Origin of the sequence: Bacillus cereus group sp. BfR-BA-01356 (assembly GCF_022663635.1) — a bacterium.
In the GTDB taxonomy this organism is placed as follows: Bacteria; Bacillota; Bacilli; order Bacillales; family Bacillaceae_G; genus Bacillus_A; species Bacillus_A cereus.
Genome location: NZ_JAKUFX010000014.1, coordinates 26,522 through 47,786, shown reverse-complemented (window position 1 = coordinate 47,786; position 21,265 = coordinate 26,522). Strand labels below are relative to the sequence as shown.

Here is a 21,265-nt window from a genome sequence, read left to right as displayed (position 1 = left end):
TCTTTAAAGAACAGTAGTCTTTTATACGGCTACTGTTCTTTTTTTTGAAAAAAAGAACTTTTTAGTGACATAAAACTAATACCATTAGTATAATAAAACTAATACCATTAGTATAATAAAACTAATGGTATTAGTTTTCATGAAAAGGGAGATGGGACTATGAGGATGATACATGAAAAAACGTTATATCAATTGTCATTTTTGCCAAGAGCGTTTCCTGTAAATTGTTACTTTGTAGAGGAAGAAGATGGTTTAACTTTAATTGATGCGGCTTTGCCATATAGCGCAAAAGGTATTTTACAGGCGGCTGAGAAAATAGGAAAACCAATTACTAAAATTGTATTAACACATGCGCATGATGATCACATTGGTGCATTAGACGCATTAAAGGAAGTACTTCCTCATGTTCCAGTCTATATTTCTAAGCGGGACGCAAAGCTGTTAGAAGGAGATACGACGTTACAAAAGGATGAACCGAATATACCGATAAAAGGCGGTGTACCTAAAAAATTAAAAACGGTACCTGATGTTTTATTGGAAGATGGCGACCGAGTTGGATCGCTTTTTGCGATTATGACACAGGGACATACGCCGGGCTCCATGTCGTTTCTTGATGTAAGAAATAAAGCTCTTATTGTTGGGGATGCATTCCAAACAAGAGGAGGTATGGCCGTTTCGGGACAAATAAAACTTTGGTTTCCGTTTCCGGCGATGGCAACGTGGAGCAAAGAAATATCATTACAAAGTGCACAGAAGCTAAGCGAATATGAGCCTTCCTTGCTTGCAGCAGGGCACGGAAAAATGATAAAGGATCCAGGGGCTGTCATAGAGCTTGCTATTAAAGAAGCGAAGCGGAATATAGAAAGTAAGAAAGAGGGTTAATTTATGTCACCGAGAATCGGACTTACATTACAGAAAATTGTAGAAACAGCTGCAGAAATTGCAGATACAAATGGAATACAAGAAGTAACGTTAGCTTCATTAGCGCAAAGATTAGGGATACGTTCGCCCTCACTATATAATCATGTAAAAGGGTTACAAGATGTACGGAAACATCTTGGTATTTACGGAATAAAACAGCTGCATAACAAACTGGAAGAAGCAGCCGAGGATAAACGTATGGATGAAGCAATTCATGCATTAGGAGAAGCATATGTAGCATTTGTCCGAAAACATCCTGGACTATATGAAGCAACTTTTTTACGAGATGAAGAAGTAAGAAAAGCAGGTGACGGAATTGTAAAGCTTTGTCTTCGAGTTTTACAACAGTATGGCTTAGAAGGAGAGAATGCACTTCATGCGACACGCGGATTTAGAAGTATTTGTCATGGATTTGCTTCGATTGAACAACAGGGCGGATTTGGTTTGCCGTTAGATTTAGATATAAGTTTACATGTATTGTTGGAAACGTTTATTAAAGGGTTACGTGAATAAGAAGCGAGGCAAACAAAAACCTTAGAAGTGATTCTAAGGTTTTTTAGTGCATATAATTCGAAAAGAGCGGTAGGCTTTTTCTCATTACATGATATTATTTAGCAGGTTTGAAAAATGTGTATATGGCTAAGAAAAAGCAAACGAAACTGAATACGGTAGGATCTTGATATGGACTAGGCTCAGAGCCCTTCTGGATTTCTGTAAGGAAGTCATGTGTTTTCATGTTCATTGCTCCTTTAACTAATAAAATTTATATGATGCGAGGGTTATGGTGGATAGATAAGAAATTTTTGGAATTTCATCTAATAATTATTCTATAGTAATCTAATTCCAAAAACTATATAATACAAAGCTTTCATGATATGTAAAATTGCATATTATTCTTTTTGAAAAATTTGTTATATTATCTATATATTTGTATTAAAGGGTTTTTGTTAAGGTAATGAAAACAAATGGAGGAATAGTATGAGAAAAACAGTATTAGACGCGTATAATGCAGAAAGAGAAGTAGATAACATAACATATAAAAATCTAGTTGTAACGATTGCAAGCATTCTAGGGTTCTCACTCTTAGGGGGATTATTCCTTGCTTTAGCCCTTGGAATTTTTGGAGAAGAGGTATTACGTGCTAATTTAGAGGGATATTATTTACTTCTATTTGATGCAGCTGTTGTTACTATTGTTTTATTTGCGTATAAACCAGTGCTTCATTTTATTAAGAACATATGGGATGTATCTATTTTAAAAAATGGGAAAACCTACTTGTATTTATTAATAGGTTTTATCATCATTGCATTAACTCAGTATGTAATGTTAGAGTTGTTTAGCTTTGAAAGTGCAGAGCAGCAACGAGATCAATTAGGGAGCTTAGGACTTCAAAATAGTCTACAAAGTATTATATATGTGTTAAGTGTTGCTATAATTACACCAATTAAAGAAGAAATTTTATATAGAGGTATTTTGTATCGATTTTTTGAAAAGAAATATAGTTTTCTAGTTGGTATCATTATTTCTTCCTTTATCTTTGGGATTCTTCATGGTGGTTTTCCAGTTACGGCAATGATTATGGGGATTGTATTTGCTATGTTATATAAGAAAACACAATCTATTTTACCTAGCATCATTTTACATATTGTATGGAACCTACTTGTGAGTATAAGTATGATTGTTTCTTTATAAAATTGAATGAATATTTAGCATAAAAGATGAATGGCCTAGCTATTCATCTTTTATTTTGTTTATATGTGGGAAAAGTTGATGAATACAATCCAAAAAGAACCAAATACTAATGATGAATGAACAAAGAAAGGCGGGTATGTTATATGCAAAACTTAACAGAGCTTGAAGTAGAAAATTTACGTCATTTAATTGGTGGACACGCAACAATTATTAACAAGTTGGAGCAGTATGCACAGACGTGTACAGATCCACAACTGAAACAAATGCTACAAAAAGATGCGCAAGATGCACGAAATACGAAACAGCAATTAATGACTTTCCTAGGATAGGAGGAAGCGGAAAATGAATGAAAAAGATATGGTAAATGATTATTTAGCAGGATTAAATGCAAGTTTAACAAGCTATGCAAATTATATTGCTCAGTCTGATAATGAACAGTTACATCAAACGTTAATTCAAATTCGTAATCAAGACGAGGCGCGCCAACGTAATATGTATGAGTATGCAAAGCAAAAGAGTTATTACAAACCGGCAGCACCTGCTAATCCAATGATTGTACAGCAATTAAAAAGTCAATTAAGTGCGGAATAACAGGAAAAAGAAGACGAGCGAATTTATTCGCTCGTTTTCTTTTTGTATATGTCAATAAATACATAATAAATATTTTTCCAGTTGTAACAAATATGACGAAAATGGAATATGACAATTCACAAAAAGGACAAAAACTTTGTTCAATATTTCACAAAGTATCCATGGTTTCTATCGTGAGAACCTCTATAATTAGGATTGTAAAGAACAAAAGAAATAGATTATATGATCAATTAGGAGAGATTGCTATGAAAAGACATACAAGAAAAATTGCAATTATCGGTACTGGATTAGTTGGATCAAGTTGTGCGTATTCTATTGTGAATCAAGGTATTTGCGAAGAGCTATTATTAATTGATATAAATCATGAACGTGCAGTTGGGGAAGCAATGGATTTATCACATTGCATTAACTTTACAAATACAAGAACAAAAGTATATGCAGGAAGCTATGAAGACTGCAAAGATATGGACATTGTTATTATTACAGCAGGGCCAGCACCAAAACCTGGACAAAGTCGCTTAGATACTTTAGGAGCGAGTGCGAAGATTATGGAAAGTGTTGTTGGTGGTGTAATGGCAAGTGGATTTGATGGTATTTTCTTACTTGCATCGAACCCAGTTGATATTATTACATATCAAGTGTGGAAATTATCTGGATTACCTAGAAATCGCGTAATCGGTACTGGTACATCACTAGATTCTTCTCGCTTAAGAACAATTTTATCTGAAATGCTACATGTAGATCCTCGTAGTATTCATGGGTATTCATTAGGAGAACATGGTGATTCTCAAATGGTTGCTTGGTCTCATGTAACTGTTGGTGGAAAGCCAATTCTGCAAATTTTAGAAGAACAAAAAGAACGATTTGGTGAAATAGATTTAGATGAAATTGTTGAGAAGACTGCAAAAGCTGGCTGGGAAATTTATAAACGTAAAGGAACTACTTATTACGGGATTGGAAATTCTCTAGCATATATTGCGAGTTCAATCTTTAATGATGATCACCGTGTCATTGCTGTATCAGCCATTTTAGATGGTGAGTATGGTGAATATGATATTTGTACAGGAGTACCAGCTATTATTACTAGAGACGGTATAAGAGAAGTTGTAGAACTCAATTTAACAGAGGATGAAGAATCTCGATTCGCAAAATCAAACGATATTTTACGTGATTATATGAAAACAATTGGTTACTAACTTATAGGAGAAGGTGAAACAAATGAAGGAATATATAATGTCTCGTGTATTTAAAGCATCTGCTGGAATCGCACAAGGTATTTTCGTATCCCTCGGAATTGGTTTACTGATCGAAAATATAGGAAGAATTGTTGATATACCATTACTTATTACAATCGGAGTTGTTGCAAAATCACTAATGGCACCGGCAATTGGTGCCGGCATTGCTTTTATGCTCGGTGCAAACGGTCTTGTAATCTTCTCGGCGATGGTAGCCGGAGCGATTGGTGCCGGATCCATTTCAATTACTGAAGCTGGTCTAATTATTAAAACAGGTGAGCCAATCGGTGCATTATTAACAGCAACTTTAGCTGTATATATTGGTAAACGTTTAAGTGGAAAAACTGCGTTAGATATGATGCTCGTTCCATTTGCGGCCATATTAGGTTCTGGTTTAGTAGGCATTTGGTTATCTCATAATATTACTCCTGTTTTAAATGCAGTTGGAGCGTTTATTAAAGATAGCTCAGCTGGTAGCCCATTCATCGCTTCTATCGTCATTGCAGTAGTTTGGGGACTATTACTTATCTCTCCAGCTTCATCAGCTGCGTTAGCAATTGCACTTAGCTTAGACGGTGTTGCAGGTGGTGCTGCTCTTGCCGGCTGCGTTGCTCAGTTTATCGGATTCTCTGTCATCTCAGCGAAAGAAAACAATTTAGGTGGCATATTAGCTCAAGCACTTTGTACTCCGAAAGTACAATTGCCAAATATCACTAAAAATCCAATGATTCTCGTCCCAACTGTCGTCGCCAGTGCTATAGTCGGTCCAGTATCAGCATTAATTTTCCAACTGGAAGCAGGAAAGGAAATTGCAGGTCTTGGATTAAGTTCTCTTATCGCACCAATTAATTTAATTTCCAGCCAAGGATGGGAAGTTCTCCCGGCGATGGTAATTACTTATATCGTCATTCCAGTAGCTGTTTCTTATATACTTTACATTGCTCTTAAAAAAGCAGGTCGTATTCATTCTGGTGATATGACTGTACCGCAATCTTAAATTGAAAATCTCCTTAATAATAGATAAAAGCAGACTGAAGCCACAGTCTGCTTTTTTGTCATGCTACATTCTATGATTTTGTTTTACTGGAACTCTTATTGGTTCTTTGGCCAATAAGAGCTGAACGCCGAAGTAAAGTATGCTTGCAAGCGTCATTCCAGAAACGGCATCTACAAAGGCATGCTGCTTCGTAAATAGCGTTGATAAAATAATAAGTGTACCGAAGAAAGTAAGGATGTAATATTCAAAAACATGCTGTTCTCTACGCTTAAAGGCAGCTAACATAATTACAAATGTAGTAAGAACGTGAATGCTAGGGAAACAGTTTACTGGCTGGTCGATACTATAAATATAGCGAACTAGTTCAGAAAATACATCTGTTCCAACGACAGTCGGACGTGGTACAGTTGTTTGCCAAAAATAATAAATAGAAAAACAAGCAAGCTTTCCAAAAATAACACTACTTAAAGTAACATAATATTGCTTTCGGTCAGCAAAGCAGTAATAAATAAGTGCGCCGTATAAGTATGGAAACCAAAGTAAATAAGGAATAATAAATGCTTTTACAAATGGAATCCAATCATCCACTACAGTTGTAACGTCTACTGCGTGAACAGTCGATTTATTTAATACGTCGTAAAGGGGACTTACGAGCACGAGTAGAAGTATATAACTTAACGGAAGAAAAGATGAAAGTTTAAATTTCTTCATGTTGATCTCCTATGTTTAGTAATGTAAGTAAATTCAATTGATTATAATATAGAAACGTGAATTGGGCTATCGATTTTACTTACATTTTCTTGAATTAACCTTACGTTTTTGTCACTTGACTAAAAAGAAGGGGAGGGTGCTAAATGAAGCGTTTATCGTATTTCTTATTTTTTATATTGATATGCCTAGTCGGTGCTGGGTGTGCAAAGGATAAAGAAGGAGAGAAATTAGAATATAACGGAAGAGCACTCGTAATTGGAGTTGTTGGAGAAAAACCGAAAGATACGTTTAGGAATATAAAGTTTGAGGAAATGAAGTTAGAGGAACTGGAAAAGAAATCTAAGGAAGTAGATGGTTTTCTAATAATGAAAGATCACTTTCAAGAAGCCTCAACAGAGCAATATAAAAATGTATTTTCATCACTAAAGAAACCAGTGTTTTTTATCGGTTTACAAGATAAATCATATTCGATTTTTATTACAAAAGGGATAGAGTATAACAGTGCCCGAAAAGATGTAAATGCTATGTATACGCAAGGGTTTGCGAATATCGGAAGTGGTGAAGGACAACAATGGGCAATTGGTTTATCGAATGGTGGAAATACAGAAGAAAGTATTCATAATATGTATATCGTCGTATTTCAAACAATTGCAGATTATTTAAATAGATAATGAAGGAGCCTGCAAAAGAGGCTTCTTATTTTTTTAATCAAACGTTTGTTTAAGCTGTATGTTCGGTAGGAAGAAACCGATGTAACTCAAGGGTTGACAAAGAAAAATAGAGAATTAATCAAACGTTTGTTTAAGCTGTATGTTCGGTAGAAAGAAACTCCTGTAGTTCAAAGGTTAAGAAAGAAAATGGAGAATTAATCAAACGCTTGTTTAAGATATATGTTTGGTGCAGAATCTAAAAAATTTATATATTTATTTTTTTCTTAACAAATGGCGGAAAAATAAGAAAAATTCGCAGGATTATTAAAAATTATCACGAAATAAGTAAAAGTTTAGCGAATAATGGTTTGAAATAATAAAACGTTTTCTATATGATAAAGGTAAAGGTTAGTAAAAAAGTAGGTGAATTTATGACAGTAACATTTTATTCATATCCAAAGTGTGGCACATGTCAAAAGGCAAAGAAATGGTTTGAGGCAAACGATGTAGCATATGAGATGATTCATATTGTTGAAAATCCACCATCAAAAGAAGATTTACGTAATTTACATGAAAAAAGTGAATTACCATTAAAAAAATTCTTTAATACAAGTGGAATGCGTTACCGTGAACTTGGTCTAAAAGATAAGTTGAAAGATGCAAGCGAAGACGAAATGTATGAGCTTTTAGCATCTGATGGCATGTTGATTAAACGTCCAATTGTAACAGATGGAACGAATGTAACACTTGGTTTTAACGAAGAGCAGTTTGAAAGTGTGTGGAAAAAGTACCAATAAGGTATTTTTACATAATTAATACATTCACTGGAGGTACAGTCATGAGCATTCCAAATAATTTACGTTACTCTGAAGAACACGAATGGGTAAAAACTGAAGGTAATGAAGTTGTTATCGGTATCACTCACTTTGCACAAGGTGAGCTAGGCGATATCGTATTCGTTGAACTTCCTGAAGTAGGTGCAACAATCGAAGCTAACGAGCCATTCGGAAGCGTAGAATCTGTTAAAACAGTTTCTGAGTTATACGCACCTGTAAGCGGTAAAGTTGTAGCAGTAAACGAAGAATTAAGTGACCAACCAGAACTTGTTAACGAATCTCCATACGAGGGTGCATGGATGGTTAAAGTTGAACTTTCTGATGCAAGCCAAGTTGAGAAGTTATTAACTGCAGAAAAATATGCAGAAATGACAAACCAAGACTAATTATAGTCGACTAAAGGACAGCCTTTGTGCTGTCCTTTTTTATTTTTTGTGAAATAATGAAATTCAAGTTATATGTAAATAAATAAGCTATTATGAGAAAAACTGTTTTGTGGTAAGGTTTCATAAGTCTTCACAATCTGAATGAGCCGCTTGCGCTTTTCATTGTCTAGCTCCACCTCCTAGCCCTTCATGTCTAAGAGCCTTCCGCACGAGAAGACAAAAAGCGTCTTCTGTACGGAAGAACCTTAGCCAACAGGGCTAAACAGTCGGTTTCGCTTTTCTTTTGCAAAAATAAACAGGAAACAACATGAAAATAACGAATATACTATATACTAAGTTCAAGGTTATATAGTATATGGTGATCGGGTGATGACATATGATTTATGTAGAAAAAGTCATTATTGTAGAAGGTACATCAGATAGAAGAAAGATTGAATCTATTATTCGTGAACCGGTGGAAATTGTTTGTACAAATGGTACAATTGGTTTGTCGAAAATGGATGAGCTCGTTGATCAGTTTTTTGATAAGGAAGTGTATGTGCTAGTGGATGCTGATGATGCTGGAGAAAAGTTAAGGAAACAATTTCGAAAAGAATTCCCGCAAGCCGAGCATATCTATATTGATCGCTCGTACCGAGAAGTGGCAACTGCGCCATCTACACACTTAGCAAATGTATTATGGGGAGCCGACATTGATGTTTATACAGAATATTTACGGTAAGGAATGATAGAAGTGATTGATTGGACAGGAGCCGAAGCTACAGCCCTAATAGAGAACGAAGAAAAAACAGTATTATATGTATATACTCCAATGTGTGGAACATGCCAATTAGCAAAAAAGATGTTAACAGTCGTTGAGATGACAATTGAAGGCCTCAAAATTGGGATGTTAGATTTAAATTATGCTCCGCATTTAGCGAAAGGGTATGGGATTGAAAGTGTACCTTGTTTACTTGTTTTTGAAAATGGGACACTGATGAAGAAGATATACGCATTTCATTCGGTTGAATATTTATATACGGAATTAAAGTAGGCGGCAAAATTTTTGCCGCCTCGACATATTTCTTGGGAAATATGTCGAGATGCAGGGTGGATACAGTATTTGTCGAGCGAAAATAACAGGATTGCTCTTTAGTGAGAGGGAATGGTATGTAATAGAAAGTGATATGAAGGATGTGATTTAGGGTGAAATTATATTCTTTGCTTCAATCATTTGTAAATTACGCTAATGGTCAATATCATTTAGAGCCGCTTTTAAGACGAGAGGAGAAAACTGTTAATTTCCGCTTTAGAGATGAAAGTTGTTCGTTACAAATTTCAAGAGATTATATAGAGCTGCTACAAGAGGAAAGAGGAACGGAACAAATCATTTGCTTAGATGAAAAAGATATAGAGCAATTGGTGAATGGAAATGTACGATTGCAAATGTTAATGAACGATGGGCGTGTACAATATTCGGGAACGTACCAAACGATGTTATTAGTAGAATCGATGTTTCATATATGTAAACCGATGTCAGTAGGTGCTTAAAATTCTGAAGTTTCATTTTTTACGAAAATTTTTGTTGACATGGTAAGTGTATATTGATACAATTCAAGTCATAAAATATAGACAATTTCATAAATTTCAAATCAGACGAAAATTGAATCTGATTTCTCTTATCAAGAGAGGTGGAGGGACTGTGCCCTGTGAAGCCCGGCAACCGTCAACTTATGTTGAAATGGTGCCAATTCCTGCAAAGCGAATGCTTTGAGAGATGAGAGAGAGGGATAATGTTGTTATATACGCATATAAACCTTTCTGCTTCTCTAAAGCAGAAAGGTTTTTTATTGTTTGAATGTGAAGGACATTCAAATAATAAAAGTAATGATAACAGTGGACTACACGCATTAAAAATAAAAAATTGCGGAGTCGACCTAAACAAAAAAGGGGTGAACATCATGATTCTATTAGAGAACGTAAAGAAAATATATAAGGCGAAAAGCGGTGATGTCACTGCTGTAGATAATGCCAATTTAAAAATAGATAAAGGTGAAATATTTGGTGTTATCGGATATAGTGGCGCTGGAAAAAGTTCTTTAATTAGATTGTTCAATCAGTTGGAGAAACCAACTTCTGGCCAAATTACAATTGCAAATCGTGTCATTTCAGCAATTACAGGAAGCGAACTTCGTAAGGCAAGGCAAGAAATCGGAATGATTTTTCAGCACTTCAACTTACTTTGGTCACGAACTGTACGTGAAAATAAAGAGTTTCCACTTGAAATTGCAGGTGTTGATAAAGCGAAGAGAAGAAAACGTGTTGATGAATTAATTCATCTTGTTGGATTAGAAGGAAGAGGAGACGCGTACCCATCTCAGCTGAGCGGGGGACAAAAGCAACGCGTTGGGATTGCAAGAGCATTAGCTAACAATCCACAAGTGCTTTTATGTGACGAAGCAACGTCAGCTCTTGATCCGGAAACGACAGATCAAATTTTGGATTTACTATTAGACATTAATAAGCGCCTTGGTTTAACAATTGTACTCATTACACATGAGATGCACGTAATTCGAAAGATTTGTAATCGTGTTGCGGTAATGGAGAAAGGAAAGATTGTAGAAACAGGTCCAGTACTTGATGTATTCCGTAATCCGAAGCAAGATATTACGAAACGATTTGTACAGCAGTTAACGGATTCTGAAGATACAAATGAAACGATTGAAAGTTTAATTGAAAAATATCCAGATGGAAAAGTAATTCGTTTGCAGTTTATCGGTGAGGCTGTAGAAAGACCAGTGCTTCAACGATTGATGCAACGCAGTGACATAGAAGTTAGCATTTTGCAAGGAAATATCGCACAAACGAATAACGGTTCTTACGGTAGTTTAGTTGTTCATTTAAATGGTGAGGAAACAGCGATCCTGCAAGCAATAGAAGGAATTCATCAAGATCAAGTAGAGCTGGAGGTGATTGCACATGGATAAGTTACTCACAAATGTTGATTGGAATCAAATGTTAGAAGCAACTGGTGAAACGTTATATATGACGGCAATCGCAGCTCTTGCGACATTTGTTTTAGGACTCATTTTAGGATTGTTACTCTTCATGACAGCAAAAGATAATTTACGGGAAAACAAATCAATTAATACGGTGATTGGAGCATTCGTAAATATATTCCGTTCTATACCATTCATCATTTTAATTATTTTATTAATCCCATTCACAAAGATTCTTCTTGGAACAATTCTTGGAGCAAGTGCAGCTTTGCCGGCTTTAATTATTGGAGCGGCACCATTCTACGCGAGAATGGTTGAAATCGCACTTCGCGAAATTGATAAAGGTGTAATTGAAGCTTCAAAAGCAATGGGAGCAAAAACAAGCACAATTATTTTGAAAGTGTTAATTCCAGAATCGTTACCAGCATTAGTATCTGGTATTACGGTTACGACAATTGCTTTAGTAGGCTATACAGCAATGGCAGGAGTTGTTGGTGCTGGTGGCCTTGGAACACTTGCTTACTTAGAAGGATTCCAAAGAGGGAATAACGATGTAACAATCGTTGCGACAATTTGTGTATTACTAGTTGTATTTTTCATTCAGTGGATTGGTGATAGTTTAACGACTCGAATAGATAAACGATAATGAAAAACGGGAGGATGTTTCAAATGAAAAAATTATTACTTACGGCACTTATTTCAACTTCAATTTTTGGATTAGCTGCTTGTGGCGGGAAAGATAAAGATGAAAAGAAACTTGTTGTTGGTGCTTCTAACGTACCGCACGCTGTTATTTTAGAAAAGGCAAAACCGTTACTTGAGAAAAAAGGAATTGAATTAGAAATTAAAAAATTCCAAGACTACGTATTACCAAATAAATCGTTAGCGGATAAGGAATTAGATGCAAACTACTTCCAGCATATTCCGTATTTAGAAAAAGAAATTAAAGATAAAAAGTATGACTTTGAAGTAGCAGGAAAGATTCATTTAGAACCAATTGGTGTGTACTCTCAAAAGTATAAGAGTTTAAAAGAGCTTCCAGATGGTGCGACAATTATTATGAGTAATTCAGTTGCTGACCACGGACGTGGTTTAGCAATTTTACAAAAAGAAGGTATTTTAAAAATTAAAGACGGAATAGATCCAGTTAAAGCAACTACAAAAGATATTGCAGATAATCCGAAAAATCTAAAATTCAAAACGGATATCGAGCCTGGTTTATTGCCACAAGTGTATAACAATAAAGAAGGCGACGCTGTTTTAATTAACTCTAACTATGCAATTGATGCAAAGTTAAATCCGGAAAAAGATGCAATTGCAATTGAAGGAAATGATTCACCATACGCAAACATAGTAGCTGTTCGTAAAGGCGATAAAGATAAGAAAGAGATTAAAGCTCTTGTAGAAGTATTGCATTCTAAAGAAATTGAAGACTTCATTAATAAAGAATATAAAGGGGCAGTTGTTCCTGTAAAAGAATAATTGCTGAAAAGGGCTGGTGTATGCCGGCTCTTTTTATAACTACATAACCATTGGGGAGAAGGGGAAATCATATGAAAAAGGTTCTACTGTCAGTTGTTACAGCGTTGTCTGTATTTACATTAGCTGCTTGCGGGAGCAAAGAGGAGAATAAGCTTGTTGTGGGAGCTTCTAACGTGCCACACGCTGTTATTTTAGAAAAGGCACAGCCGATATTAGAGAAAAAAGGCATTAAGTTAGAGATTAAAAAGTTCCAGGATTATGTACTGCCAAATAAAGCGTTAGCGGATAAAGAAATTGATGCGAACTACTTCCAGCATATTCCTTACTTAGATAAAGAAATTCAAGAAAAGGGATATAAAATTGTAAACGCAGGAAAAATCCATTTAGAGCCAATGGGTATTTATTCTAAGAAATATAAAAGCTTAAAAGACTTACCAGATGGCGGGACAGTGATTATGAGTAATAACGTAGCGGAGCGTGGCCGCATGCTAGCGCTGTTACAAAAAGGCGGCGTTATTAAATTAAAAGACGGAGTAGATGTTGTTAAAGCAACAGTAAAAGATGTTGTAGAAAACCCGAAAAACTTAAAATTTAAAACAGATGTTGAACCTGGACTTTCACCGAAATTGTATGAAAATAATGAGGGAGATGCTTTATTTATTAATTCAAACTATGCAATTGATGCAAAATTAAATCCAACAAAGGATGCAATTGCGATTGAAGGATCAGACTCTCCGTATGCAAACATCATTGCAGTTCGTAAAGGTGATGAGAAGAAAAAAGAAATTAAAGAGCTAGTAGAAGTGCTACATTCAAAAGAAATTCAAGATTTTATTAATAAAGAATATAAAGGTGCTGTACTTCCGGTAAGTGAATAAATATAAGGAAAGGGCTGGAAAATTACCAGTCCTTTTTTCTTTATATAAATAAGAAGAAAGGTGTATCATAGAAAGATGTGAAGGAAATACTTATATACATTTGTGAAAAAACGGTTACTTTTTTTCGTCGTTTGCGATATCATTTTATTTGATATAAAATTAGAATGAGAATAAAATGAGAATATGAACGTTTTAGGAATTTTTAAAATGTATATATAGGATTAATGGAGGTATTGAGATGGCTGGTTCTACATTAACGGTTAAAGACTTACACGTATCAATTGATGGCAAAGAAATTTTAAAGGGTGTAAACCTTGAAGTAAAAGGTGGAGAAATCCACGCAATTATGGGACCTAACGGAACAGGTAAATCAACTTTATCTTCTGCAATTATGGGTCACCCAAAGTATGAAGTAACAGAAGGTAGCATCATCATCGACGGTGAAGATGTATTAGAAATGGAAGTAGACGAGCGCGCACAAGCGGGTCTATTCCTAGCAATGCAATATCCAAGTGAAATTAGCGGAGTAACAAACGCTGACTTCTTACGTTCTGCAATTAATGCACGTCGTGAAGAAGGCGATGAAATTTCTCTTATGAAATTTATCCGTACATTAGATAAAAACATGGAATTCCTAGAAATGGATCCAGAAATGGCACAACGTTACTTAAACGAAGGTTTCTCTGGTGGAGAGAAAAAACGTAACGAAATTCTTCAATTAATGATGATTGAGCCAAAAATCGCAATCTTAGATGAAATTGACTCAGGTCTTGATATCGATGCATTAAAAGTTGTATCTAAAGGTATTAACGAAATGCGCGGCGAAGAGTTCGGTTGCCTAATGATTACGCATTACCAACGTTTATTAAACTACATCACTCCAGACTTCGTTCACGTTATGATGAACGGTCGTATCGTTAAATCTGGTGGCCCTGAGCTTGCACAACGTCTAGAAGCTGAAGGTTACGACTGGATTAAAAAAGAATTAGGTATTGAAGACGAAACAACAGAGCAAGAAGCGTAAGAGAGGAGCATAAACATGACAATCGGTACATTACCTTTCGATCAAGAAACAATCCGTCAACGCGCAAGCGAAGTAAACGAAGCAGCTTGGTTGACTGAGTTCCGCTTACAAGCTCTTGCACAAGCAACTGAACTTCCAATGCCAACGCCTGATAAAACGAAAATTGACAAATGGGACTTTATCGGAAAAGGCGACGCTGCTAAGCAAGAGCCTGTAAGTTCTTTAACTGAACTTCCAGAAGCAGTGAAAAACTTAATCGATGAAAATAACAGCGTATTAGTGCAACGTACTGGTACAACTGCATTCGTTTCTTTAGCAGACGAAGCAAAAGAAAAAGGTGTTATTTTTACAGACATCGTAACAGCAGCAACTGAGCACGCTGAACTAGTACAAAAGTACTTAATGAAAGACGGCGTGAAAGTAGACGAGCATCGTCTAACTGCACTTCATGCTGCATTAATCAACGGCGGTGCATTCGTATATGTTCCGAAAAACGTTGTTCTTGAAACTCCACTTCAAGCTGTATTCTTAGTAGACGGCGAAGAAGCTAACGTATATAACCACGTATTATTCGTAGCTGATGCGAACAGTACTGCAACTTATGTAGAAAACTACGTTGCAAATGAAAATGCTAAAGGTATTGCAAATATCGTAGCAGAAGTAATCGTGGAACAAGGCGCACAAGTGAAATTCGGTGCGGTTGATCTATTAGCAAAAGACGTAACAACTTACGTTAACCGCCGCGGCGTTGTAGGACGCGACGGCCGTATTGATTGGGCTCTAGGCCTTATGAATGACGGAAACACAATTTCAGAGAATGTTACGAACTTAATGGGCGACGGTTCATATGCTGATACGAAAACAGTAACAATTGGCCGTGGTAACCAAACACAAAACTTTACAACTAAAGTTGTTCACTTCGGTAAACACTCTGAAGGTTGGATTTTAAAACACGGTGTACAAAAAGATAGTGCAACATCTATCTTTAACGGAATTGGTAAGATTGAACACGGTGCATCTAAATCAAATGCACAACAATCTTCTCGCGTTCTTATGTTAGATGAAAAAGCACGCGGTGATGCAAACCCAATTCTTTTAATCGACGAAGATGATGTAATGGCAGGTCACGCAGCTTCAGTAGGTCGCGTAGATCCAGTCCAACTATACTACTTGATGAGTCGTGGTATTCCAAAACGCGAAGCAGAACGTTTAGTCATCCATGGATTCTTAGCACCTGTAGTTAATGAGCTTCCAATTGAAGGAGTAAAGGCACAGCTTGTTGAGGTAATTGAAAGGAAAGTTCGCTAATGAATATTCATGAAATACGCAAACAGTTTCCAATTCTTGATCAAAAAGTGAACGGCAAACAACTTGTTTATTTCGATAGTGCAGCAACTTCTCAAAAACCAATTCAAGTCATTGAAACGTTAGAACGTTACTATAAAGAATATAATTCTAACGTGCATCGCGGTGTTCATACGCTCGGTACGAAAGCTACCGACGCGTATGAAGGTGCACGTGAGAAAGTTCGCAAGTTTATTAACGCGAAATCAATGGAAGAGATTATTTTCACACGCGGAACGACAACTGCATTAAATACAGTAGCAGCTAGCTATGGTCTTGAAAATGTAAAAGAGGGCGATGAAATCGTTATTTCTTACATGGAGCACCATAGTAATATCATTCCGTGGCAACAAGTTGCGAAGAAAACTGGTGCAACTTTAAAATATCTTCCGCTTCAACCAGACGGTACAATTTCTTTAGAAGATGTTCGTCAAACAGTTACACCGAATACAAAAATCGTTTCTATTATGCAAGTATCAAACGTACTTGGAACGATTAACCCTGTAAAAGAAATCGGAGCAATCGCACACGAAAATGGCGCAATTATGGTCGTTGATGGTGCACAAAGTACACCTCACATGAAAGTGGATGTACAAGATTTAAACTGTGATTTCTACGCATTATCTGCTCATAAGATGTGCGGACCTACAGGTATCGGCGTATTATATGGTAAAAAAGAATTGCTGAACAATATGGAGCCAATTGAATTTGGCGGTGAAATGATTGATTTCGTAGATTTACAAGAATCTACGTGGAAAGAGCTTCCGTGGAAGTTTGAAGCAGGTACACCGATTATCGGTAATGCAATCGGACTTGGTGCGGCAATTGATTTCCTAGAAGAAATCGGTCTTGATAATATTGAAAAGCATGAGCATGAATTAGCGCGATACGCTTTAGAAAGACTATCAGAAGTAGATGGCGTTACAATTTATGGTCCAAAGCATCGCGCTGGTCTTGTTACATTTAATATTGAAGACGTACATCCTCACGATGTAGCGACTGTATTAGATGTAGAAGGCATTGCAGTTCGCGCAGGACATCACTGTGCACAACCGCTTATGAAGTGGCTAAAAGCTTCTTCAACAGCACGTGCGAGCTTCTATTTATATAATACAAAAGAAGAAATTGATACATTTGTTGAATCGCTAATCAAGACAAAGGAGTATTTCACAAATGTCATTTAATAATTTAGATACGTTATATCGTCAAGTTATTATGGATCATTACAAAAATCCTCGTAACCATGGCGTGTTAGAAGATAGTGTTACCGTTAACTTGAACAATCCAACTTGCGGCGATCGTATTCAACTTACGATGAAAGTAGAAGAAGGTATTGTGCAAGAGGCGAAGTTTGAAGGTGAAGGATGTTCAATCTCAATGTCTTCAGCTTCAATGATGACACAAGCAGTAAAAGGTAAGAAAATTGAAGAAGCACTTCAGCTTTCGAAAATTTTCTCTGACATGATGCTAGGAAAAGAGTACGATGACAGCATCGATTTAGGAGATATTGAAGCATTACAAGGCGTATGCAAGTTCCCTGCACGTATTAAATGTGCAACATTAGCGTGGAAAGCGTTAGAAAAGGGCTTAAACGAAGATAAGTAATGTTAAAGGTTCCTAAAAACGAGGTTATCTAAGGAGGGACACACCAACATGGCGAAGCAACTGCCAGATATCGGCGATTATAAATATGGTTTCAAAGACAAAGACGTTTCGATTTTCCGTGCTGGACGCGGTTTAACAAAAGAGATCGTTGAAGAAATTTCACGTATGAAAGAAGAACCACAGTGGATGTTAGACTTCCGTTTAAAATCACTGGATAAGTTCTACGAAATGCTAATGCCACAATGGGGCGGCGACTTAAACGACTTAGATTTCGATGAAATTACGTACTACGTAAAACCATCTGAGAAATCTGAGAAGTCTTGGGATGAAGTACCTGATGAAATTAAAGCAACATTTGATAAATTAGGTATTCCAGAAGCTGAGCAAAAATATTTAGCTGGTGTATCTGCACAGTACGAATCTGAAGTTGTATACCACAACATGAAAGAAGACCTAGAAGCTCTAGGAATCGTCTTCAAAGATACAGATAGCGCATTAAAAGAGAACGAAGATATTTTCCGTGAGCATTTCGGAAAAGTAATCCCACCAACAGACAACAAATTCTCTGCATTAAACTCTGCAGTTTGGTCTGGTGGATCATTCATCTACGTTCCAAAAGGTGTTAAAGTTGATACACCACTTCAAGCGTATTTCCGTATTAACTCTGAAAATATGGGACAATTCGAGCGTACGCTTATCATCGTAGACGAAGGCGCACACGTACACTACGTAGAAGGTTGTACAGCACCTGTTTACACGACTAACTCACTTCACAGTGCGGTAGTAGAAATCATCATTAAGAAAGATGCATATTGCCGTTATACAACAATCCAAAACTGGGCGAACAACGTATACAACCTAGTTACAAAACGTGCGGTTTGTGAAGAAAACGCAACGATGGAATGGATTGACGGTAACATCGGATCTAAATTAACGATGAAATACCCAGCAGTTATCTTAAAAGGCGAAGGCGCTCGTGGTTTAACATTATCTATCGCGATTGCTGGTAAAGGCCAACACCAAGATGCTGGTGCGAAAATGATTCACTTAGCACCAAACACGTCTTCAACAATCGTTTCTAAATCGATTGCGAAGCATGGTGGTAAAGTAACTTACCGTGGTATCGTACACTTCGGACCAAAAGCGAAAAACTCTCGCTCTAACATCGAGTGTGACACGTTAATCATGGATAACCAATCTACATCTGATACAATTCCTTACAACGAAATCAAAAACGATTACGTTTCACTTGAGCACGAAGCGAAAGTATCGAAAGTATCAGAAGAACAATTATTCTACCTAATGAGCCGCGGTATTTCTGAGCAAGAAGCCACAGAAATGATCGTAATGGGCTTCATCGAGCCATTCACTCGCGAACTTCCAATGGAATACGCAGTTGAAATGAACCGCCTAATCAAGTTTGAGATGGAAGGTTCTATTGGTTAAATAGAAATGCGGAGCCGATTGTTCAGACCCGTTGGCTAAGGTTCTTTCGCACAGAAGATGCTTTTTATCTTCTCGTGCGGAAGGTTCTTAGACATGAAGGTCTAGGAGGCGAAGCTGGACAATATTTAAAAGTGGCAGCGGCTTATTCTAGCCGCTGGAACTGGATAATATATGTATGAAGAAAGCGTCCTGCTGTGCAGGGCGCTTTTTTGTTTTGCGGATTTGGCTTGGCTCGGCTCGGGAGAGGATACCCGGGTGGGTGTTCAGCTAAATATATCAACGATTTTTCAAATATATCGATCATAAACGGGAATATATCAACGTTTCGACAAGGAATATCGATTTGTCGACAAGATAAGACAAAAGAAAATCCTCACATACCCCAAACATTTTATAAGAACAGAGAACGACTAGCTTTAAGACAAAGATACTGACAAATCCACTTGAACAACCACCCACTGAATTCTCTATTAAACTTTTTGACAAATCCACCCCTCCCTCCACTATCTGGAATTCTTTCCTGCATTAGCAAAAGTTTCTCATATAAAAAGGACAATCTTTTGCTTTTTCTCACAATGCGAGTACAATGTAAAATAGCAAGAAAAGACGAAAAGTATTTACAGAATTATTGTGTGCGCATAGCGTAAATGGCAGTAAGGAACTGAGAGGAGGTTTTTTCTCTGAATACAAATAAAGAAACAATCATCCACCTTTATCATACAAACGATATACATAGTCATTTTGAAAATTGGCCGCAAATTTCTCGGTTTGTTCTAGGGGAGAAAAAGCGAAGACAGGAAGCGGGAGAGACTGTTTTGACGATTGATATCGGCGATCATGTGGATCGTTTTCATAGTATTTCGGAAGCGACAAATGGGCTTGGGAATACGAAGCTTTTAAATGAGGCGTTATATGATTATGTAACGATCGGAAATAATGAAGGAATTACGTTAGCGAAAGAGCATTTAAATCGGCTCTATGATGATGCTGGATTTGAAGTACTTGTTGCAAATTTATTTGAAAAAGAAGGTGTACGTCCATCATGGGCAAAGCCTTATAAATTACATACAACGACAGATGGGATTACGATTGCTTTTATCGGGTTAACTGTTGCGTATCCAGAGTTTTATCAAATGCTCGATTGGCATATTGAAGATCCGCTTATCCATTTAGAGTCTATTTTAGAAGAAGTGAGAGATGAGGCTCATATAACAGTTGTCCTTTCTCACCTTGGAAAAAGTATGGATGAGTATATGGCAGAGCATTATGATATAGATGTTATTTTAGGGGCACATACGCATCATTTATTTGAGCGTGGTGTTCTAATGAATAATACTTTACTTTGTTGCTGTGAAAAGTGGGGACGTTACGTTGGGCACGTGCAGCTTACTGTGGATAAAGAGACGAAGAAGCTGTTGAAAAAGGACGGTAGAGCGATTAAGACGGAACGGTTAGGTGCTTATAGCGAGCCGTTATCCACAATTGAAATACTGCAGGAAGAAAGTAAGCATATAATGGCAGAGCCTGTCGTTCATTTAAAAGAGTCATTACAGGTTGATTGGTTTCATGAGACGCCGTTTTCTCATATGTTAGCAAGTGCGCTGAAAACATGGTGCGTTGCAGAAATTGGCATGGTGAATGCTGGTGTACTTCTTGAAGGGTTAGAAGAGGGTGTCGTAACGCGCGGAGATATTCACAGAATTTGTCCACATCCAATTAATCCGTGTGCTTTGAAAGTTCCAGGAAAGATATTAAGAGAAGTTATTTTGAAAGCACGTAAGCCGAATATGGAGAATCTTGAGGTGAAAGGATTCGGATTTCGTGGGAAAGTGATGGGGAAAATGATTTACGCGGGTGTAGAAGTAATTCCAGATACGATTCCTGGGAATAAAATTTTACTCGAAGATGTATTAATTAACGGGGAATCGCTGGAATTAGATCGTATATATACAGTAGGAACAATTGATATGTTTACATTTGGCTACTTATACCCAGAGCTATCCACACTTTCTGACAAACAATATTATATGCCAGAACTACTTAGAGATGTGTTAACAGATATGTTAATAACTTATACATCTTCCGTTAAACTATAGGCTAGTTAACTTGTAACACTCATTTTTCTCTTGTCATACAGATAAGAAAGAGAGGAGTGTGAACTATGGTTAATGTGGAGCCAATTATAATTGATAATTATACGTTTATTGCGGTTAGCGTGAAACTTCCAAAGACAAATTTGCTAGCTGTAATGAGCGATAAAGGATATATTATGTGTGGTGCATTAGATGTAGGTCTTTTAAATGAGAAGTTAGGTGATCGAGGAATTATTGCTGGCCGTGCGGTTGGTGTAAGAACGATTGAACAACTTCTTGAAGCGCCGCTAGAATCGGTAACGACTGGAGCTGAAGCATTAGGCATTCCAGCAGGAACGATTGGAAAAGAAGCATTATTAAAAATGAGATAAGCATATATCGTCCCTCCTTCTTGCA

25 protein-coding genes and 1 riboswitch are annotated in these 21,265 nt (G+C 36.8%); of the genes, 24 read left to right on the top strand and 1 reads right to left on the bottom strand.

The genetic code is table 11. The annotated features are described in order from the left end of the window. The first annotated feature begins 159 nt into the window (after nucleotides 1–159). From MR168_RS07765 to MR168_RS07735, 7 genes are all read left to right on the top strand, one after another. The gene (locus MR168_RS07765) at nucleotides 160–882 is read left to right on the top strand and encodes an MBL fold metallo-hydrolase (RefSeq protein ID WP_086411343.1); all 723 of its coding nucleotides are present in this window, start codon (nucleotides 160–162) and stop codon (nucleotides 880–882) included. Nucleotides 883–885: 3 nt separating this feature from the next. Next, entirely contained in the window at nucleotides 886–1,434 is a 549-nt protein-coding gene (locus MR168_RS07760; RefSeq protein WP_000074934.1) for a TetR/AcrR family transcriptional regulator, read from the top strand. A 465-nt stretch (nucleotides 1,435–1,899) separates the two neighbouring features. Beyond that, complete coding sequence (locus MR168_RS07755) at nucleotides 1,900–2,613, top strand: CPBP family intramembrane glutamic endopeptidase (protein ID WP_001232991.1); 714 nt, start codon at nucleotides 1,900–1,902, stop codon at nucleotides 2,611–2,613. A gap of 143 nt (nucleotides 2,614–2,756) precedes the next feature. After that, nucleotides 2,757–2,942: a hypothetical protein gene (locus MR168_RS07750; RefSeq protein ID WP_001180555.1), complete on the top strand. Its 186-nt coding sequence runs from the start codon at nucleotides 2,757–2,759 to the stop codon at nucleotides 2,940–2,942. A gap of 13 nt (nucleotides 2,943–2,955) precedes the next feature. Further along, the gene (locus MR168_RS07745; protein ID WP_001002981.1) at nucleotides 2,956–3,204 is read left to right on the top strand and encodes a spore coat protein; all 249 of its coding nucleotides are present in this window, start codon (nucleotides 2,956–2,958) and stop codon (nucleotides 3,202–3,204) included. Nucleotides 3,205–3,449: 245 nt separating this feature from the next. Then, complete coding sequence (locus MR168_RS07740) at nucleotides 3,450–4,400, top strand: L-lactate dehydrogenase (RefSeq protein ID WP_000820649.1); 951 nt, start codon at nucleotides 3,450–3,452, stop codon at nucleotides 4,398–4,400. A gap of 22 nt (nucleotides 4,401–4,422) precedes the next feature. Next, nucleotides 4,423–5,436, top strand: coding sequence for a PTS sugar transporter subunit IIC (locus tag MR168_RS07735; RefSeq protein ID WP_000666172.1), 1,014 nt, complete (start codon nucleotides 4,423–4,425; stop codon nucleotides 5,434–5,436). A gap of 63 nt (nucleotides 5,437–5,499) precedes the next feature. Here MR168_RS07735 and MR168_RS07730 read toward each other — a convergent pair whose 3' ends face one another. Continuing rightward, complete coding sequence (locus MR168_RS07730) at nucleotides 5,500–6,147, bottom strand: phosphatase PAP2 family protein (protein ID WP_000713775.1); 648 nt, start codon at nucleotides 6,145–6,147, stop codon at nucleotides 5,500–5,502. A 143-nt stretch (nucleotides 6,148–6,290) separates the two neighbouring features. Here MR168_RS07730 and MR168_RS07725 point away from each other — a divergent pair, with 143 nt between their 5' ends. From MR168_RS07725 to MR168_RS07645, 17 genes are all read left to right on the top strand, one after another. Beyond that, nucleotides 6,291–6,818, top strand: a complete 528-nt coding sequence (locus tag MR168_RS07725; protein ID WP_000826873.1) for a hypothetical protein — start codon at nucleotides 6,291–6,293, stop codon at nucleotides 6,816–6,818. A gap of 410 nt (nucleotides 6,819–7,228) precedes the next feature. Beyond that, nucleotides 7,229–7,594 (top strand): arsenate reductase family protein, encoded by a 366-nt coding sequence (locus MR168_RS07720; RefSeq protein ID WP_000218968.1) that lies wholly within the window; start codon nucleotides 7,229–7,231, stop codon nucleotides 7,592–7,594. A gap of 41 nt (nucleotides 7,595–7,635) precedes the next feature. Beyond that, complete coding sequence (gcvH, locus tag MR168_RS07715) at nucleotides 7,636–8,019, top strand: glycine cleavage system protein GcvH (RefSeq protein WP_000026897.1); 384 nt, start codon at nucleotides 7,636–7,638, stop codon at nucleotides 8,017–8,019. Between the two features lie 376 nt (nucleotides 8,020–8,395). Next, a complete protein-coding gene (locus MR168_RS07710; RefSeq protein ID WP_000640870.1) occupies nucleotides 8,396–8,740 on the top strand; it encodes a toprim domain-containing protein in 345 nt (114 codons plus the stop codon). Nucleotides 8,741–8,743: 3 nt separating this feature from the next. Further along, on the top strand, nucleotides 8,744–9,052 hold the full coding sequence (locus tag MR168_RS07705) for a thioredoxin family protein (protein ID WP_086411342.1): 309 nt from the start codon (nucleotides 8,744–8,746) through the stop codon (nucleotides 9,050–9,052). A 152-nt stretch (nucleotides 9,053–9,204) separates the two neighbouring features. Next, nucleotides 9,205–9,549: a hypothetical protein gene (locus MR168_RS07700; RefSeq protein ID WP_000781229.1), complete on the top strand. Its 345-nt coding sequence runs from the start codon at nucleotides 9,205–9,207 to the stop codon at nucleotides 9,547–9,549. 125 nt (nucleotides 9,550–9,674) lie between these two features. Beyond that, a riboswitch (SAM riboswitch) is annotated at nucleotides 9,675–9,782 on the top strand. Nucleotides 9,783–9,959: 177 nt separating this feature from the next. Next, the gene (locus MR168_RS07695; protein WP_242291225.1) at nucleotides 9,960–10,985 is read left to right on the top strand and encodes a methionine ABC transporter ATP-binding protein; all 1,026 of its coding nucleotides are present in this window, start codon (nucleotides 9,960–9,962) and stop codon (nucleotides 10,983–10,985) included. After that, entirely contained in the window at nucleotides 10,978–11,643 is a 666-nt protein-coding gene (locus MR168_RS07690; RefSeq protein ID WP_140159322.1) for a methionine ABC transporter permease, read from the top strand. Before MR168_RS07695 ends, MR168_RS07690 begins: the two co-directional genes overlap by 8 nt. A gap of 23 nt (nucleotides 11,644–11,666) precedes the next feature. Beyond that, complete coding sequence (gene metQ / locus MR168_RS07685) at nucleotides 11,667–12,479, top strand: methionine ABC transporter substrate-binding lipoprotein MetQ (protein WP_000735102.1); 813 nt, start codon at nucleotides 11,667–11,669, stop codon at nucleotides 12,477–12,479. Between the two features lie 71 nt (nucleotides 12,480–12,550). Further along, nucleotides 12,551–13,357 (top strand): methionine ABC transporter substrate-binding lipoprotein MetQ, encoded by an 807-nt coding sequence (metQ, locus tag MR168_RS07680; RefSeq protein ID WP_006918828.1) that lies wholly within the window; start codon nucleotides 12,551–12,553, stop codon nucleotides 13,355–13,357. A gap of 238 nt (nucleotides 13,358–13,595) precedes the next feature. Next, the gene (gene sufC, locus MR168_RS07675) at nucleotides 13,596–14,381 is read left to right on the top strand and encodes a Fe-S cluster assembly ATPase SufC (RefSeq protein ID WP_000929160.1); all 786 of its coding nucleotides are present in this window, start codon (nucleotides 13,596–13,598) and stop codon (nucleotides 14,379–14,381) included. A gap of 15 nt (nucleotides 14,382–14,396) precedes the next feature. Beyond that, nucleotides 14,397–15,689, top strand: coding sequence for a Fe-S cluster assembly protein SufD (gene sufD, locus MR168_RS07670; RefSeq protein WP_000152167.1), 1,293 nt, complete (start codon nucleotides 14,397–14,399; stop codon nucleotides 15,687–15,689). Beyond that, on the top strand, nucleotides 15,689–16,909 hold the full coding sequence (gene sufS, locus MR168_RS07665; RefSeq protein WP_086411340.1) for a cysteine desulfurase SufS: 1,221 nt from the start codon (nucleotides 15,689–15,691) through the stop codon (nucleotides 16,907–16,909). The genes sufD and sufS overlap by 1 nt, the downstream gene beginning before the upstream one ends. Next, nucleotides 16,899–17,330 (top strand): Fe-S cluster assembly sulfur transfer protein SufU, encoded by a 432-nt coding sequence (sufU, locus tag MR168_RS07660; protein WP_000009523.1) that lies wholly within the window; start codon nucleotides 16,899–16,901, stop codon nucleotides 17,328–17,330. The genes sufS and sufU overlap by 11 nt, the downstream gene beginning before the upstream one ends. A 48-nt stretch (nucleotides 17,331–17,378) precedes the next feature. Further along, on the top strand, nucleotides 17,379–18,776 hold the full coding sequence (gene sufB / locus MR168_RS07655) for a Fe-S cluster assembly protein SufB (protein WP_242291224.1): 1,398 nt from the start codon (nucleotides 17,379–17,381) through the stop codon (nucleotides 18,774–18,776). A 680-nt stretch (nucleotides 18,777–19,456) separates the two neighbouring features. Continuing rightward, complete coding sequence (locus tag MR168_RS07650; RefSeq protein ID WP_153578980.1) at nucleotides 19,457–20,872, top strand: bifunctional metallophosphatase/5'-nucleotidase; 1,416 nt, start codon at nucleotides 19,457–19,459, stop codon at nucleotides 20,870–20,872. Between the two features lie 65 nt (nucleotides 20,873–20,937). Continuing rightward, complete coding sequence (locus MR168_RS07645) at nucleotides 20,938–21,240, top strand: YunC family protein (protein ID WP_000248466.1); 303 nt, start codon at nucleotides 20,938–20,940, stop codon at nucleotides 21,238–21,240. Nucleotides 21,241–21,265 lie beyond the last annotated feature (25 nt).

Excerpts from the sequence above, each read along its gene's own strand:
- MR168_RS07645 (WP_000248466.1), top strand. The coding sequence starts at position 20,938 with ATGGTTAATGTGGAGCCAATTATAATTGATAATTATACGTTTATTGCG.
- metQ (WP_006918828.1), top strand. The coding sequence starts at position 12,551 with ATGAAAAAGGTTCTACTGTCAGTTGTTACAGCGTTGTCTGTATTTACA.
- MR168_RS07745 (WP_001002981.1), top strand. The coding sequence starts at position 2,956 with ATGAATGAAAAAGATATGGTAAATGATTATTTAGCAGGATTAAATGCA.
- MR168_RS07750 (WP_001180555.1), top strand. The coding sequence starts at position 2,757 with ATGCAAAACTTAACAGAGCTTGAAGTAGAAAATTTACGTCATTTAATT.
- MR168_RS07760 (WP_000074934.1), top strand. The coding sequence starts at position 886 with ATGTCACCGAGAATCGGACTTACATTACAGAAAATTGTAGAAACAGCT.
- sufD (WP_000152167.1), top strand. The coding sequence starts at position 14,397 with ATGACAATCGGTACATTACCTTTCGATCAAGAAACAATCCGTCAACGC.
- MR168_RS07740 (WP_000820649.1), top strand. The coding sequence starts at position 3,450 with ATGAAAAGACATACAAGAAAAATTGCAATTATCGGTACTGGATTAGTT.
- sufS (WP_086411340.1), top strand. The coding sequence starts at position 15,689 with ATGAATATTCATGAAATACGCAAACAGTTTCCAATTCTTGATCAAAAA.
- metQ (WP_000735102.1), top strand. The coding sequence starts at position 11,667 with ATGAAAAAATTATTACTTACGGCACTTATTTCAACTTCAATTTTTGGA.
- MR168_RS07710 (WP_000640870.1), top strand. The coding sequence starts at position 8,396 with ATGATTTATGTAGAAAAAGTCATTATTGTAGAAGGTACATCAGATAGA.
- MR168_RS07720 (WP_000218968.1), top strand. The coding sequence starts at position 7,229 with ATGACAGTAACATTTTATTCATATCCAAAGTGTGGCACATGTCAAAAG.
- sufC (WP_000929160.1), top strand. The coding sequence starts at position 13,596 with ATGGCTGGTTCTACATTAACGGTTAAAGACTTACACGTATCAATTGAT.
- sufB (WP_242291224.1), top strand. The coding sequence starts at position 17,379 with ATGGCGAAGCAACTGCCAGATATCGGCGATTATAAATATGGTTTCAAA.
- MR168_RS07695 (WP_242291225.1), top strand. The coding sequence starts at position 9,960 with ATGATTCTATTAGAGAACGTAAAGAAAATATATAAGGCGAAAAGCGGT.
- MR168_RS07755 (WP_001232991.1), top strand. The coding sequence starts at position 1,900 with ATGAGAAAAACAGTATTAGACGCGTATAATGCAGAAAGAGAAGTAGAT.
- MR168_RS07690 (WP_140159322.1), top strand. The coding sequence starts at position 10,978 with ATGGATAAGTTACTCACAAATGTTGATTGGAATCAAATGTTAGAAGCA.
- MR168_RS07730 (WP_000713775.1), bottom strand. The coding sequence starts at position 6,147 with ATGAAGAAATTTAAACTTTCATCTTTTCTTCCGTTAAGTTATATACTT.
- MR168_RS07765 (WP_086411343.1), top strand. The coding sequence starts at position 160 with ATGAGGATGATACATGAAAAAACGTTATATCAATTGTCATTTTTGCCA.
- MR168_RS07735 (WP_000666172.1), top strand. The coding sequence starts at position 4,423 with ATGAAGGAATATATAATGTCTCGTGTATTTAAAGCATCTGCTGGAATC.
- gcvH (WP_000026897.1), top strand. The coding sequence starts at position 7,636 with ATGAGCATTCCAAATAATTTACGTTACTCTGAAGAACACGAATGGGTA.
- MR168_RS07725 (WP_000826873.1), top strand. The coding sequence starts at position 6,291 with ATGAAGCGTTTATCGTATTTCTTATTTTTTATATTGATATGCCTAGTC.
- sufU (WP_000009523.1), top strand. The coding sequence starts at position 16,899 with ATGTCATTTAATAATTTAGATACGTTATATCGTCAAGTTATTATGGAT.
- MR168_RS07705 (WP_086411342.1), top strand. The coding sequence starts at position 8,744 with ATGATAGAAGTGATTGATTGGACAGGAGCCGAAGCTACAGCCCTAATA.